Origin of the sequence: Parageobacillus sp. KH3-4 (genome assembly GCF_022846435.1) — a bacterium.
In the GTDB taxonomy this organism is placed as follows: Bacteria; Bacillota; Bacilli; order Bacillales; family Anoxybacillaceae; genus Parageobacillus; species Parageobacillus thermoglucosidasius_A.
In genome coordinates this window covers 1,084,840-1,099,204 of record NZ_AP025627.1, presented here as the reverse complement: position 1 = coordinate 1,099,204, position 14,365 = coordinate 1,084,840, and the positions used below count along the sequence as shown (strand labels likewise).

15 protein-coding genes are annotated in these 14,365 nt (G+C 43.2%); 5 read left to right on the top strand and 10 right to left on the bottom strand.

Annotated features, from left to right (window positions below; all coding sequences use genetic code 11):
• Positions 1-102: 102 nt before the first annotated feature.
• Complete coding sequence (locus tag MWM02_RS05660; RefSeq protein WP_064549830.1) at positions 103-963, top strand: hypothetical protein; 861 nt, start codon at positions 103-105, stop codon at positions 961-963.
• Here the strand turns inward: MWM02_RS05660 and MWM02_RS05655 are convergent.
• The 5 genes from MWM02_RS05655 to rpmG all read right to left on the bottom strand — a co-directional run bounded on the left by MWM02_RS05655 (position 960) and on the right by rpmG (position 4,266).
• A complete protein-coding gene (locus tag MWM02_RS05655) occupies positions 960-2,129 on the bottom strand; it encodes a rhomboid family intramembrane serine protease (protein ID WP_064549829.1) in 1,170 nt (389 codons plus the stop codon). The genes MWM02_RS05660 and MWM02_RS05655 overlap by 4 nt on opposite strands.
• Positions 2,130-2,325: 196 nt before the next feature.
• The gene (locus tag MWM02_RS05650; RefSeq protein ID WP_244403133.1) at positions 2,326-2,502 is read right to left on the bottom strand and encodes a hypothetical protein; all 177 of its coding nucleotides are present in this window, start codon (positions 2,500-2,502) and stop codon (positions 2,326-2,328) included.
• A 119-nt stretch (positions 2,503-2,621) separates the two neighbouring features.
• A complete protein-coding gene (locus tag MWM02_RS05645; RefSeq protein ID WP_064549828.1) occupies positions 2,622-3,413 on the bottom strand; it encodes a DUF92 domain-containing protein in 792 nt (263 codons plus the stop codon).
• Positions 3,406-3,975 carry a 5-formyltetrahydrofolate cyclo-ligase gene (locus tag MWM02_RS05640; protein ID WP_064550318.1) on the bottom strand — a complete coding sequence of 190 codons (570 nt, stop codon included), beginning with the start codon at positions 3,973-3,975 and terminating at the stop codon, positions 3,406-3,408. The genes MWM02_RS05645 and MWM02_RS05640 overlap by 8 nt, the downstream gene beginning before the upstream one ends.
• Before the next feature lie 141 nt (positions 3,976-4,116).
• The gene (gene rpmG / locus MWM02_RS05635) at positions 4,117-4,266 is read right to left on the bottom strand and encodes a 50S ribosomal protein L33 (protein ID WP_003249157.1); all 150 of its coding nucleotides are present in this window, start codon (positions 4,264-4,266) and stop codon (positions 4,117-4,119) included.
• Positions 4,267-4,417: 151 nt separating this feature from the next.
• On the opposite strand from rpmG, the gene MWM02_RS05630 reads away from it, so the two are divergent.
• Positions 4,418-4,774, top strand: a complete 357-nt coding sequence (locus MWM02_RS05630) for a hypothetical protein (protein WP_064549827.1) — start codon at positions 4,418-4,420, stop codon at positions 4,772-4,774.
• On the top strand, positions 4,771-5,220 hold the full coding sequence (locus tag MWM02_RS05625) for an endolytic transglycosylase MltG (RefSeq protein WP_064549826.1): 450 nt from the start codon (positions 4,771-4,773) through the stop codon (positions 5,218-5,220). Before MWM02_RS05630 ends, MWM02_RS05625 begins: the two co-directional genes overlap by 4 nt.
• Positions 5,221-5,265: 45 nt before the next feature.
• On the opposite strand, the gene pstB is transcribed toward MWM02_RS05625, so the two are convergent.
• From pstB to sodA, 4 genes are all read right to left on the bottom strand, one after another.
• Positions 5,266-6,081, bottom strand: coding sequence for a phosphate ABC transporter ATP-binding protein PstB (gene pstB, locus MWM02_RS05620; RefSeq protein WP_064549825.1), 816 nt, complete (start codon positions 6,079-6,081; stop codon positions 5,266-5,268).
• A gap of 214 nt (positions 6,082-6,295) precedes the next feature.
• Positions 6,296-8,431 carry a peptidoglycan D,D-transpeptidase FtsI family protein gene (locus MWM02_RS05615; protein ID WP_064549824.1) on the bottom strand — a complete coding sequence of 712 codons (2,136 nt, stop codon included), beginning with the start codon at positions 8,429-8,431 and terminating at the stop codon, positions 6,296-6,298.
• A gap of 94 nt (positions 8,432-8,525) precedes the next feature.
• Positions 8,526-9,812: an MFS transporter gene (locus tag MWM02_RS05610; protein ID WP_064549823.1), complete on the bottom strand. Its 1,287-nt coding sequence runs from the start codon at positions 9,810-9,812 to the stop codon at positions 8,526-8,528.
• Between the two features lie 136 nt (positions 9,813-9,948).
• On the bottom strand, positions 9,949-10,563 hold the full coding sequence (gene sodA, locus MWM02_RS05605; protein ID WP_064549822.1) for a superoxide dismutase SodA: 615 nt from the start codon (positions 10,561-10,563) through the stop codon (positions 9,949-9,951).
• Between the two features lie 228 nt (positions 10,564-10,791).
• Between sodA and MWM02_RS05600 the strand changes: the two genes are divergently transcribed.
• Both MWM02_RS05600 and MWM02_RS05595 read left to right on the top strand, forming a co-directional pair.
• Positions 10,792-12,522 carry a methyl-accepting chemotaxis protein gene (locus MWM02_RS05600; protein WP_244403132.1) on the top strand — a complete coding sequence of 577 codons (1,731 nt, stop codon included), beginning with the start codon at positions 10,792-10,794 and terminating at the stop codon, positions 12,520-12,522.
• A gap of 118 nt (positions 12,523-12,640) precedes the next feature.
• Complete coding sequence (locus tag MWM02_RS05595; RefSeq protein ID WP_064549820.1) at positions 12,641-13,417, top strand: DUF1189 domain-containing protein; 777 nt, start codon at positions 12,641-12,643, stop codon at positions 13,415-13,417.
• 29 nt (positions 13,418-13,446) lie between these two features.
• Here the strand turns inward: MWM02_RS05595 and pstA are convergent, their stop codons facing one another.
• On the bottom strand, positions 13,447-14,364 hold the full coding sequence (gene pstA, locus MWM02_RS05590; protein WP_064549819.1) for a phosphate ABC transporter permease PstA: 918 nt from the start codon (positions 14,362-14,364) through the stop codon (positions 13,447-13,449).
• Between the last annotated feature and the right edge of the window lies 1 nt (position 14,365).

Genomic DNA, 14,365 nt, shown 5'->3' with positions numbered 1-14,365 from the left:
ACCGTGATACCATCCATGATTGACAACGAAAAACAAATTCATACATACTTTTCCCTTTACGCTCATATATTGGTAACAAACTTGTCCATGTAGGGGGCCATGATGAAAAAATTAGTTTTGATAGCGGCGCTCTTATTGATCATTTCATTATTTTCTTTTTTCATTCACCGACCGACAAAAGAAGCGATCATCTTTTTTCCGATTAATCCGCGCGTAACGTTTAGCGAGGCAAAAACAACGCTCCAATTGCAATCGCAAAAGCGGGATGGAAAGTATTCTTTGCTTTGGTCGACGTCATCTGCATTAGACCGGAACGCCTACTTGCGCCAAGATATTTCCTTGCTTTTTGCCGACGGGCGTCTTGTTGACCGTCTCAGCAAATGGAAGAGTAACAGCCAAACATTAACGCAAGAAAAAATAGTAACAGCGAGAGATAGCCACTTTTTTCAAGCGATTTCATTTCACTATGGGGAACTTCATGAAGAGGAAACTATTACAAGCAGCCAAACAATGACAAGCGATTACTTATACGTGATCGATTCTCCGTACAGTCCGCTTTCCTCCTTTCACCGCGCAGCGACACAGGATGAAAAAGAGTGGCAGAACGTATTAAACAAAACAACAACCGAATTCCTTCGACACACATCGGAATCGCTTTTATCGCATTTTTCCATCCAAAATCAACGGTACTATTCTTTATATTTGCCTGATTTAATCGTTTACAACGAACAACCATTGCCCGATCTTTCCATGGAAAAAACGCAAGAGATAATCGGGAAGCTGTGGGAAGGGCTGTATAAATCTTATTTTCTCGGCATAAAAAAAGAGGATGGATCCATCCTCTCGCCAATCGGCAGCACAACGCCGCTTATTTTAGTAAGCAAAGATTATTCCCATTTACTCGTGCTCACCGAGACAAAAGACGGAGAAAAAATTCGCCTCATCCAGCAAATTTCTCGTTAAAGCCCGATATATAAGGCGAAAGCGGCGATGCCCACTGTGATGAGCAATGATCGCATTTGTCTTTTCCAATCCAAATGGTTTGGCAAATGGACGATGCCAGCGGCAAGAAATCCGCCAATTAATCCGCCGATATGCCCAGCATTATCAATTCCGGGCACTATCATTCCAAATACCAGATTGATAATGATCAAACTGATAATATTTGTTCCGATCGTTTGAAAAAACAGATGGCGATACACCGTTCCAAAATAAAGGAGTGCTCCGAACAAACCAAAAATGGCGCCTGACGCTCCTGCGGAAAGAGAAGCAGTGAATAAAAAACTGCCAAGCGTCCCAAAAAACCCGGCGGTAAAATAGATAAAGAAAAATCGCCATGATCCGTAAAGACGTTCAACCGCCATTCCTAAATAGTAAAGGGCGAACGTATTCATTAATAAATGCAAAAAACCGATATGTAAAAACATCGGTGTAAAAAAGCGCCACCACTCCCCCGCTTGAATAAGGGGATTAAATTTTGCGCCATATTTGATCAAAACGTCCGGATTCGTGCTACCTCCGCTTCGCTCCATTAACAGAAAGACAATCACTTGCAGAGCGATAAAAATATACGTAAACACAGGCTTGCCGTATTCAAACAATCGTCTTTCTCTTTCCTGCTGCTCTCTCGCTTCCCGTAAAATAGACCGCTTGAGCCGATCTGCTTCGAAAAATGGGTCACGGTCGTCCGCTACCGATGGAAAAGCGATCGGCGTTTGGACGATATCCGCTAACTGCTGCAATGAAATATGGATATTGCCAGAATGCATAAGAAATGTCTGAAAAGCAGCATTGCGCTGGTGTAAAAGCGGCAGCGGTTTCTCGATTAAAAATTCCCAATCGTCAACTGGGGGATATGTCGAAATATAAATATTTACAATTTTGCTAAATTTCCCTATCCTCCGTTTGGAAATTTGTTCAGCAATGCGCCAAGCATATTCCATATCCCGTTTTAACCATTGGCTCCAATCGATGTCATAACGTACAAGCCGAACAATGGGGACATGTTTGTTTTCCAACGACTCCAGCCAAATTTCGCGCGAATCGTTGGCGAGCTGAACGATTCGATAACGCTGCTTAATAAAAAAATAAACAAGCTGCCAGAACAGCAATTCCATTTTCCCATTCAAAGTTTCCTCTCCCTTCTTTTCGCAAAATGAAACTCCCAGCAATTTTACATGATCACATATCGTCAGATGTCACTTGAATAAAAAGAACATAATTTTTGAAAAAACACGGTAAAACATGGAGGGATGACAGCACGAAGTGCGCCTTCATAGCCGGTCAGCCCAGAAAATAACCCCCCGCTGTTTCATTGTACCATACTTATCGGAATACTTGAGAAATGATTGTATTGCGGACAGACGGAACGTTCATCGCAGAGCGAACGAGCCATTTTTGCAAAGGTCGGACGCGCAATATCGCGTTTACAATCGGATAACGGTAACGATACACGATGCCACCGACTATCAGCGCCAATACGGAATAGACAAACTTATTCATCCTTCTTTCCCCCCCCTCATGATGCGAATCCCTTTTTATTCTTTTTCCCATCCGCCCACAAATTATGAAATCGAAGTGATATAAAAACAGCAAAAAACGGACCAAAAATGGACCGTTTTTCATAAATATCGCCCTAATAAATGGTGAAGAATATAAATTGTCGTACAGCAAGCAATCGATAAAGCATTGACTACATCATTATTTACAAAACGGCACCCCTTGATATGCACAGTTGGCTGTCGGCAATGTTCCTTCCGTTCCGTCTCAAGCCCGCACACAGGGCAGCGGTAAACAGCTTGCCAAACCGCGCCGAACAATGTATCAAAAAAGCTGCCGAGCCATCCGAAACATGCTATCGTAACAATGGAAATATCTTTCCATTGAATCGCGCTCATAATCCCAATAAAAGCAGCTCCTAAAAAAGAAGCGATCATGCCTAGCAGCGTCACCGCCCCCGACGTTCCGGCTTCGACCTGTTTGAAATTCGTCAATAACCTCGGCGTTTGCCGGCTTAAACTGCCGATCTCCGACGCCCATGTATCCGCGTTTGCGGCAGCAATAGAAATAATAAAAAGATCGAGCCAAAGCGAAGAAGGATTAGAAATCGCCAAAAAACTAATAAGTGCAGCGACTCCCCCGTTTGCGAGCACTTGGATATAGTCGCGCCGTTCCCCTTTTTCTACTTTTTCCGCTAGTTTCTGTTTTCTTTTTTTGCCAATTTTACTCCAAAAGCTGGAGCTAACGAAAAACACGCCTAATAACATCATCCCTTTCCATGAAAACGCTTTGCCGACTATCGTTCCGACGAGTACCGTTGCCATCGCGCCGGAAATGGAAAGGGAACGAACTAACAAGCCGCCAATCGCCACCACGGCGGAAGCAAACGCGTACATCCATTCATTTTCATTCATTACATTTGATAACTCCTTCGTTTGTAATAATCATTTGAACAGGGATGTCATGTTTTTCCACTGGAAGAGACTCGATCACTTGAAAGGAATAGGCTAATGAAACTGTTGGTATAGATGCGTGCTGCAAATAGCGGTCATAATACCCCCCTCCATATCCAATGCGGTAGCCATCTTTTGAAAAACATATTCCCGGAACAATCATGATATCGATATTACTTCCTTTGACTTCATCCGTCAGTTTTTCAATTGGCTCCCATAGGCCGTAATAAACGGATTCCAGCTGGGAAAAAGATTGAATTTTCCGAAAAACCATTGTCTTTGTTGCCGGATCGCATTTTGGCACGCTCACCGTTTTCCCTTCATACCACGCCCGTTCAATAATGGATTTTGTATCCACTTCTTTCCCTTTGGAAACAGTAATGCCGATCGTTTTCGATCTTTTCCATAATGGAAGCTCGTATAACCTTTCAGCGATTTGTTTATCATATGCTCGTTTTTCCTCTTCTGTTAATCGTTGCAACCGTGCTTTCATTTTCTCGCGAATCTGCTTTTTTTCTTCCATCGCGCTTTTCCTCCATTCGTCTTGCTTTTTCAGCGTTCCACAAAAAATTTTTCGATCGTTGCATTGATTCGCAGCCTCCAAAAAAATGGGGCCCTGCCGCATAAAAAGACAAAAAGCAGCAGGAAATTTGTTTCCTACTGCTTACTTCGTTTCGCGATGAAGCGTTACTTTTTTGTCTCTTGGGCAATATTTTCTTAATTCAAGGCGATCTGGATTGTTGCGTTTATTTTTGGACGTAGTATAGTTACGTTCACCGCATTCTGTGCAAGCTAATGTGATGTTCACGCGCATGTATCTTCCCTCCCAAACTACTATAGTTGAACTTATTATAATCAGACTTTTCTATGATAGCATTTTTTCGCGGCAATTTCCATATCTAAATTTGTGATTAAGTATTTATCGAAAAAACAAAGCTATGATATAGTGAAATGGGGTGATGATAATGCTCGAATATGCCATGATCGCTTTGCTCGGCTTATCGCTCTTCCTTTTTTTTATTTCCTTTTTTGCCAAAGACGATGTGAAACAAATAGAGGAACAGCTTGATCAACTTACACTATCGTTCGCGCAAGAAACGTATCAACTAAAAAAACGATTGCAAGTATTAGAAGAAGAATTGTTAATTCGCCATGAAAGCCCGCCGCATATCGCGCCGGCCCATGACAACGACCGCTCCGCTTTCACAAAAAACCGTGTATTCACACTCTATAAGCAAGGGCTTTCTTATGAGCAAATCGCCCGAGAAACCGCTCTGACAACAGAAGAAGTGCGCATGATTTTGAGGGGGCTGGCACGATGACAAAACAAAAAATACGCGCCATCGCTCTTGGCATGCTGTTTGCTACTTCCATTATCGGCGCCGCTTACTACGCGGAATCCGGCTTCATGACCACTGCAAAACTTCATGATGCCCTGAAAAAAGACGGAATGGTCGCGATCAAAAAAACGGAATATACAAAATTGAAAGAAGCAGCGAAACAAAACAAAATCACTGCAGTCTCAAACAATCAACAGCCGCCAAAAATTGTATATGTTTACTTTTTGACGATTAAAAAAGGAGAAAGATCGAACGACTTTGCGCAAAAGCTGGAGGACGCTCATATTATTTCTGACGCGGACGAGTTTGTCACTTATTTACAAACGCGCGGGCTAACCCGCTACGTCCATGCCGGTACCTATAAAGTACATAGCGAAATGAGCTATGAAGAAATAGCCAATCTGATCGCGAAAAAGCCAGCCCGATAAAAAAGGGGCATTCCCTAATGCAAGGGAATAGCCCCATTTTCATGTTTATCCGAATCGCCCTGAAATATAATCTTCTGTTCGCTGATCTCTCGGATTGGAAAACAATTGCTGTGTATCTCCGTATTCTATTACTTCCCCGTTTAAGAAAAACGCCGTTTTATCCGAAATACGAGCCGCTTGTTGCATATTATGTGTAACGATAATAATGCTATAATGCTCTTTTAGCTGCTGCATCAATTCTTCAATTTTCGCCGTTGAAATCGGGTCTAGCGCAGAAGTTGGCTCATCCATCAATATCACATCAGGCTCAACCGCTAAACAGCGGGCGATGCACAGCCGTTGCTGTTGCCCTCCCGAAAGCGCGTGCGCATGCTCATGAAGGCGGTCTTTTACTTCATCCCAAAGCGCCGCAGCACGTAAACTTTTTTCGACAATCTCGTCTAATACGCTTTTATTTCGTATCCCATGAATACGCGGGCCGTAAGCAACATTATCGTAAATGGATTTAGGAAATGGATTCGGCTTTTGGAAAACCATTCCGACATTCGTGCGCAATTGTTCTACATGATAAGAACGATCAAAAATATTACGCCCGCGATAAGTAACTTCTCCAGTAATTCGAACATTTGGCGATAATTCAATCATTCGGTTTAGCGTTTTAATATAAGTAGATTTTCCGCAACCAGACGGGCCGATAATCGCCGCAATTTCATTTTCATAAAAAGATAAATCGATATTTTTCAAAGCATGATGCTCTCCGTACCATACATTTAGTTGATGTGAGCGGTATACCGTCTCTTTGTTCACCGTTTCCCTTAATGTATTCACATTCGTCCGTTCCATTACCACGGTTACACCCATAAAATGTCTCCCCTTTTATTTTGCTATAAAAAGGTAAATCCCACCCAGATCTCCATCACTTTCACGAAAAACGTTTCATCAATTGATTGTACTGAGTTCTTCTTTATCCAGCTTATAACTAAACTATTAACGCCATTTTAATCGAATGTTAAAATTTTGTTAAAAAAAGAAGGCATCGCACGGAAAATGCCTTCTTTTTTGCGAGTAATGGTTGTTATTCATTTGTCTCGGTATCTGTTGCCGCGTTTCCGCTTGTCGCATTGTTCGCGATATTTCCTTTTGCTCTCTCGGCCTTTAGCTCAAAATACGTATCTAAAATTCGTCTGCCGATTTTATTGTTAATAGGGTAGCCTTGACCTTGGTGCGCCCATGGAACGACAACGGAAAACGCGACTTCCGGGTCGTTATAAGGAGCGTAACCAACTAATGTTAAATTGTAGGTTGGCGCATTTCGTTTGCTTTTTATTGGGCCGTCATAGAAAGCTTGCGCCGTACCAGTTTTTCCAGCTGGCTTATACGGTGCGTCGGCAAAATACGGTGCCGCCGTTCCAGGATTTTCTTGCATCACGCGGCGGAATCCTTCCTGTACACGTTTAATGTATTCCGTTTTCATATCAATGCGGTTCAACACGACCGGCTCAAAACTGCGGATGACCGGTCCTAATTCATTTGGATTATCGCTCGGTTCGCGAATTTCTTTAACGATTTGCGGTTGCATACGATAGCCACCGTTAGCAATTGTCGACACATATTGCGCTAATTGAAGCGGCGTGTACATATCGTATTGCCCTATCGCCAAGTCAAGCAATAACCCCGCTTGCGTTGATGTTCCTTGGAATCCGCTGATTTCGTTTGGCAAATCAATTCCTGTTTTCACGCCAAGACCAAACTGAGCGAAATATTTCCGAATTGTCGTAAATGCTTCCGGATTAATGCGTAGCGGCTGATGAGGGCGATATACGCCGCCTCCGATCGCGATTGCCGTTTTAAACATGTATACGTTGGAAGAACGCTGCAATGCTGTCAACTCATTAATTCTTCCCATCCCAACTTTCGTATGCGATCTTTTTACTTTTGTTCCCTTAATATACAACGGTTCATCGACGATGTACGTGTTCGGATGCAACACTCCCGTTTGAAATCCCGTCAGTACCGTGGCGCCTTTGACCGCCGATCCCATCGCATACGCGGAAGTCATTGTGCCGAGCGCATAATCGCGCAGTTTTATTCGACCGTTCTCATCTTTCGTATACATTTTCCCGGCCATCGCCAAAATTTCTCCCGTTTTTGGATTCATCATTACGACAAAGGCGCGATCTAATAACGGAGAATTTCCAGTTCGTTTTGCCGCTTGCAGCTCTTCTTCAATAATCTTTTCCACCCGCTGCTGCAGCTCGATATCAATCGTTAATACAAGGTCCTTTCCGCGCTCTCCATCATATACCTTCTCCGTAGAAATGACATTGCCGGATTTGTCGACAATGTTTCTAATTTTTGCTTTTTTGCCGTGCAACACATCTTCATACTGCGCTTCAATGTAACTTTTGCCGACGCGATCATTGCGGCTGTAATCATGCGCCAAAAAATAATCTAAACGTTCGCGCGGCAATCCTTCGTCATCTTCTGTAATGTTGCCGAGCACCGAACGGAACGTATTTCCATACACATAATGACGCTTCCAATCCGTCGTTGCGCTTACTCCCGGCAGCTCCTCCAAATGTTCGCTTACCACTGCGTATTCTCCATTCGTCACTCCATTATTTTTTACGATTTGCGGCGTCAGCGCATAGCCGCTATCCATTTCATGCTTGATCGCGATAATTTCCAATTCTTCTTTTGTAATCTCGCGCAAATCCTCTGGCGTAATGCGCTTTAATGTAAGTTCGTATATTTTTTTATCGATTTCTTTTTGCGACAATCCTTTCTTTTCTAGCTCTCTTCGCTCTTTTTTGCTTACTTTTTTCTCCGCTTTCTCTTTTCTCGTTAAAATCCAATAGTCTTTCATATCACGTTCCGTCACTTTATCGACCGGTTTATCAATATATTTCGCCAATTTGCGCGCAACTTTCAATGTATCTTCCGGAGTCGTCGTTTTCGAACGTGTATATGTAATGGCATTTTCCGGAGTATTATCCACAATGACGCGATGAAAGCGGTCATAAATTTTTCCGCGTGGCACCGGGGTGCTGACAATTTCATCTTCCGTACGTTCTACCTCTTTCCGATAATCTTCCCCATAGACAATTTGTACGACGCCGAGCCGTAAAATAAGTGCCGAAAACAGCAAAAACACAACGAAAAAAAGTATATTCAGCCGGAACGGCACTTGTGCTGTTTTTTTCTTTTTCAACTAGCCTCCTCCTTTTCTTTTGCCGCTTTTTTTCTATTGTAAAAGAAAGATGGCAACTTTTCTAGAAAAAAGACCATGGAAAAAGAGGGCTTGCCTATACTGGAGAGCCCCCTTCTTCATTCGCTAGCTTTGGCGGAATGAAGGAACGCTTCTCTTCATTCGTTCCTTTATCATCTAAATGAATGCGTCGCACAAACAAATAAATGATCAAATGCCCAGTGCCGAGTATCAACATTAAAACAGGAATGCCCAATTTTTCCTCGAAAAACGCGATCGTCGTCAAAAAAGCGAGAATGGATACAATGCGCCCGCCGTTTAAAAACAACTCGCGAACAACAATGTATTCGATTCGCATTTCCGCCGAATTCCAGCTTCTTCCTATCACATCAAACGTTAATGACGAATACGGGACGAGCAATAAAGGATAAGCGATGGCGATAATAACCGCGTACAAAATAAGGCGTGGGTAAGAAACGTGAAAAACGATCAGGAAAATGGCACCATATAACAATAGACCGCCGCATAAAATCGCTTTCTTGCGATATTTTCGCTTCATCAATCTCGACACAACATAGTAGGCGATAAACGATGTCAGCGAGTTCACGAAACCGAATTTTCCAAGCGCCAGCTCGCTGTTCGAAGTGATGTACACGAACACAGAAATGACGAACACGAACGTTCCTTCGCGCAATCCTTGGAAAAAATGGGCGTTCGTAATTAACCGCCAATTTTTATTATAACTTCTCTCTTTTAAAATGCGAAGAAATAAATAATTTCCTTTTGCGGAACGGCGTTTGAGAAAAAAGCTGAAAATGACAGCAATGACGAACAAGCCAAGCGAAATCGAAAAGATCAGCGTATATCCTTTCGCATTCGCCAACGAAGAAATAATATACCCGGCAACGATCGGTCCGACCATTCCGGCCATCGAAGTGAGAATGCCGAAAAACCCGTTAAAAAAATCGCGAGTTTCCGGTTCGGTAATTTCAAATGTTAATACGTTAAAAGCCAGCCAATAAAACCCATATCCGACACCTAAAAGAGCGCCTAATAAAATCAAGTAGTTATGCGCGCTACTGCCGACAAGCAAAACGGTAATAAAAAAAACCGCCAAAAAAGATACGCCTAACCGCAATACGATAATGCGGTCAACTTTTTTTGCCAATTTTCCAGCTACAATAAACGTCATCGGCTGCAATGTAACAATTGACAAATTGTACACCGCTAAATCGCGGAACTCCCCAGATTGTTTCCATAAATACACGTTGACAAACGTATTGGAAAGGGAAACGCTCAATGCATAAAACCCGCTGATGCATAACAGCAAGACTAAATCCCGGGTAATTTGTTCTTGACCAGTAATTTTTTTTATGATTGCCATGGTAAACTCCCCTTTTTTGTCTAAAGGGTAGTTTGGCGATTTTCCACTGTTCTATGCACAATGCTATGCAAACATCCGACAAAATAAAAAAAGACTAAGCTAAACGCACCGTTTAGCTTAGTCTTTTTCGTTTTGATTATTTCGCTTTTGCTTCGCTGTAACGTCTTGCTACTTCATCCCAGTTCACAATGTTCCAGAACGCTGCGATATATTCTGGACGACGGTTTTGATATTTTAAGTAGTAGGCATGTTCCCAAACGTCTAAACCAAGAATCGGAGTTTTTCCTTCCATTAATGGCGAGTCTTGGTTTGGCGTGCTTGTCACTTCAAGCTCGCCGTTGTTGACAACAAGCCAAGCCCATCCGGAACCGAAGCGAGTCGTAGCTGCTTTTGTAAATTCTTCTTTAAACGCGGCAAAGCTGCCGAATTTTTTGTTAATGGCTTCCGCTAATTCTCCAGTTGGTTCGCCGCCACCGTTTGGCGAAAGAATCGTCCAGAATAGAGAATGGTTCGCGTGTCCGCCGCCGTTGTTGCGAACCGCTGTGCGAATGCTTTCTGGAAGTGCTTCCAAATTGCCGAGCAATTCCTCAAGCGATTTGTTTTGTAAATCCGCATGTCCTTCTAAAGCAGCATTTAAGTTTGTTACATACGTGTTATGATGTTTCGTGTGGTGAATGTTCATCGTTTCTTTGTCAATGTGCGGTTCTAGCGCATCGTAAGCATAAGGTAATTGTGGTAATTCAAAAGCCATGTTAACTCCTCCTTTTTTTGTTTTATGTATTCGAACGCAAAATAGTATAACCACTATGCGTTCGTTTAAAATTAGCTTACCAAAACTGCCACAATGTTTCAATTTATTTGTTTGTAAACTCCCCCCTCTCACTTAACACACTCTATACACTTCCTTAACAAAATATTCAAAATCATTCGCTACATTGAGATATGACTAGATTTCAATGGATAAAGGAGCGTATAAAAAATGAAACGACAAAAGCGTGCTTGGCCAAAGCTGCTTTCATTCCCCTCTAAAATCAACGCCGCGCGTTTCGCATCGTTATCGTGGATCAGTAGCTGGAACTTACAAACCATCTTAATGTTAATCATCGTTCTGATCACGTGCATCTCCTCGTCCATAACCACTTTGATCGGTTATGAAAAAAATAAGCAAGTCGCGATCCGCTCCATTGAACAACAAATGCAGCTGTCCACCGAAGTAATGGTTGAAAAAATTTCTATGTTAAAATCTTCAACCACCAATGAGGAATTTAATAAAAAACTTCTTTACGTGCTCACGCTGAATCAGCGCAAGTTTCAGTCCCTCGGCTTGCGGCCGATGCAATTTGTCATTACAAACGAAAAAGGGGTTGGAAAACTAGGGGATTTTTCTAGCCGACTGCCGTCCTTGCCTCGTTCGGTCACCAAGCAAATCGAAAAACAAAAACAAGGAATTATCCATTTCCAAGGATTGACTTTATCATTCGCACGTTCGATTGATTTAAATGGTCAAATATATGTTTTAGCTCTCGAAAAAGAAGACTATTTGCAGTCCGTTGTGGAATATGGATGGATTAGCATCCTTGTCTCGCTGCTTACCATACTGTTCGCAAGCTTTATTGGTTTTTTGATGATCCGCCGATTTACTCAACCGATCGCTTCGTTAAAACAAGCGATGAACGCAGTGGGACAAGGAAATTTGCAAACAAAAATCAGACTCGCTTATTCTAGCAAAGATATCCGGACATTGGCGGATGGATTTAACCAAATGGTGGACAGCCTTACGACACTTATTGAACATGTCGACGTAAGCTCGAAACATATCACCGCATCTTCGCACACGTTACGGCGCATCTCCTCCGAAACGAAAAAAGCGTCAGAACAAATTGCCATCGCCATGTGCGAAGCGGCGAGCGGCACCGAAAAGCAAGCGAGTTCTTCCATTAAACTTTCGCAATTTTTCCATGAAATCGCCGATGGAATGGAGCAGGCAGCCGCTGCCATCGCCAGCGTGGAAGCCTCGACAAGCAAAGCGAGCGAGCAGGCACACGCGGGAAATGAACTCGCAAATCAAACGGTAAAACAAATGAGCGTCGTGCAAAAAACGGTAGGAGAAACGGCGGAATCCATCTATCTGTTAGGAGAACAATCGAAACAAATCGGCCAAATCGTCTCCTTAATCAGCAATATCGCGAACCAAACGAATCTTCTTTCGCTCAACGCGGCGATCGAAGCGGCCCGGGCCGGGGAACATGGCAAAGGTTTTTCCGTAGTGGCAAATGAAATTAGAAAATTGGCTTCTCAAACGGGCCAAGCTTCGAAACAAATTCAAACTATTATTAAAGAAATTCAGCATGAAGTAGAACGCGCAGTGCAATCGATGACCCGCGGTTCGCAGGTGCTCGAACACGGAATGGAAATGGTCTATCAAACGGAAGCGGCGTTTAAAGGGATTGTCCATGCGGTAAACAACGTTTCACGACAGTCGAAAGAAGTATCCTCCATCGTTCATGACGTCAATGCACAAACGAAACAAATGTCCACAAGCATGGAAGAGATTGCTTCGATCGCGCAACAAATCGCTGGAAACATGGAACATGTAGCGGCCGTTACTCGTCGGCAAAGCGCCTCCATGGACGAGGTTTTACATGCTTCCCAATCGTTAACCGAACTCGTCGATCAATTAAATGGACTTTTACAAACGTTTAAAGTGTAACTATGTTTGTCCTAGGAACAAAAACGTCCCTAGGAATTTTTTTGTTTGCGTCTTTAGTTGAATTATCAACGCGCACAATATACAATGAACAATGGAGAATAGGAAGGATGTGTCAAGGATGAACGTATTTGTGCAGCTATGGAAAAGTTTATATTCACCAAGAGATATCGCTCGTTTCCGCTTTCAAGGAATTGGAAAAACAATCGGGTATGTGTTTTTGCTCACCTTTCTTTCGATCTTGCCGATGGCCTATTACTTAACCACTTCTTTCGTGGAAGGAATCCGCAATACAAGCGCCCTTTTACAAAACGAACTTCCTTCCTTTACGATTGAAAACGGACAATTGCATTCTTCTGCAAAAGAGCCGATTCATATCGACCAGCACGGCTTTACGATCATTTTTGATAGCACCGGCCAAGTGACAAAAGAGGACGTGGAACGCTTTAACAACGCCATCGGGCTTTTAAAACACGAGGTCATATTAATCGCCAATCATCAAGCACAATATTACAGTTACTCAACGTTTCCAAATGTGAAAATAACAGACGAAGACGTCCATTCCTTTATCGAAACGATGCAGTCGCTATTGCCTGTTTTTATCCCGCTATTGTTCATTATTATTTATTTATTCGCAAGCGCAAGCAAATTTATCGGCATCTGTATTCTCGCTTTCTTCGGACTGATTTTGCGCAGCACCCTTGATAAAAAATTGCAATATCGCCATACTTGGATCATGTCGGCATATGCCGTCACTCTATCCACGGTATTTTTCGCGGTGATGGAGGCGCTGCAAACAGTTGTGCCATACGCCCCGTTTATTCATTGGTTCGTCTCGATCGTCGTGCTATTTTTGGCAATGAAAGAAGTACCTTCATCCAAACCGCACAACGAATAGGCCACTATCGTTGCCGATAGTGGCCTTTTTTATGCAGCGCCGCTCATCTTCTTCTTTGTTGTTCGGCGATTTCCTGCAAAATAGCGCTGCAGGGCAACGGACGCCAAACGGGCGGCAATATTAAATAAAAGAACCATAATCACCAATATCGCCGCGGATTTCGCTGCAATGATTTTTGCGTCCGGAACAATTCCTTCCGAATTTAACTTCCAAATGTGCACCGTTAACGTTTCCGCCGGACGAAACACATTCAACGGATGCGCCGGGCTTGATAAATCAGCGGCAAAGTTCAACAGCGGCGTCGTTAACCCTGCCGTATAAATTAATGCAGCCGCCTCGCCAAAAATTCGCCCTGCCGCTAAAATGACCCCTGTCATTATTTGCGGGAGAGCGGCCGGAAGAATTACCCTCACCAACGTTTGCCACCGCGTCGCCCCTAGCGCCAGACTGCCTTCCTTTATATTTGAAGGAACATCTAAAATCGCATTCTCACATATGCGCGTCAATCCCGGCAGATTTAATATCGTAATCGCCAGCGCGCCGCCAATTAACGTATATCCCCATCCCGTCAGCGTCACAAACGCCAACAAGCCAAATAATCCGACAACAATCGACGGAAGGGACGCCATCGTTTCGATGCACAAGCGAATAAAGTTAAGCATTCTTCCTTGCTTGGCGTATTCCGCCAAATAAATTCCCGCTCCTAATCCTAATGGAACAGAAATCAACAACGTAATGACAAGCATATAAAGCGAGTTAATCAGCTGTGGACCAACCCCTCCCCCCGCCTGCGTGTTGCTCGGTTTGCCAAATAGAAAATCCGGTTGCCAAAATCCCCAACCTTTCGATAAAATCGTCGCAAAAAATAAAACAAGCAAGCCAACGACGAATGCCGCAACGACATAAAATACGCCCGTCCAAACTTTATCCACCATTCTCGATGCCATA

Coding starts and splice junctions, on each gene's coding strand:
- pstB (WP_064549825.1), bottom strand. CDS start 6,081: ATGGGTGTAACCGTGGTAATGGAACGGACGAATGTGAATACATTAAGG.
- MWM02_RS05645 (WP_064549828.1), bottom strand. CDS start 3,413: ATGAATGAAAATGAATGGATGTACGCGTTTGCTTCCGCCGTGGTGGCG.
- MWM02_RS05640 (WP_064550318.1), bottom strand. CDS start 3,975: ATGGAAGAAAAAAAGCAGATTCGCGAGAAAATGAAAGCACGGTTGCAA.
- sodA (WP_064549822.1), bottom strand. CDS start 10,563: ATGGCTTTTGAATTACCACAATTACCTTATGCTTACGATGCGCTAGAA.
- MWM02_RS05630 (WP_064549827.1), top strand. CDS start 4,418: ATGCTCGAATATGCCATGATCGCTTTGCTCGGCTTATCGCTCTTCCTT.
- MWM02_RS05625 (WP_064549826.1), top strand. CDS start 4,771: ATGACAAAACAAAAAATACGCGCCATCGCTCTTGGCATGCTGTTTGCT.
- MWM02_RS05595 (WP_064549820.1), top strand. CDS start 12,641: ATGAACGTATTTGTGCAGCTATGGAAAAGTTTATATTCACCAAGAGAT.
- pstA (WP_064549819.1), bottom strand. CDS start 14,364: ATGGCATCGAGAATGGTGGATAAAGTTTGGACGGGCGTATTTTATGTC.
- MWM02_RS05610 (WP_064549823.1), bottom strand. CDS start 9,812: ATGGCAATCATAAAAAAAATTACTGGTCAAGAACAAATTACCCGGGAT.
- MWM02_RS05600 (WP_244403132.1), top strand. CDS start 10,792: ATGAAACGACAAAAGCGTGCTTGGCCAAAGCTGCTTTCATTCCCCTCT.
- MWM02_RS05660 (WP_064549830.1), top strand. CDS start 103: ATGAAAAAATTAGTTTTGATAGCGGCGCTCTTATTGATCATTTCATTA.
- MWM02_RS05650 (WP_244403133.1), bottom strand. CDS start 2,502: ATGAATAAGTTTGTCTATTCCGTATTGGCGCTGATAGTCGGTGGCATC.
- rpmG (WP_003249157.1), bottom strand. CDS start 4,266: ATGCGCGTGAACATCACATTAGCTTGCACAGAATGCGGTGAACGTAAC.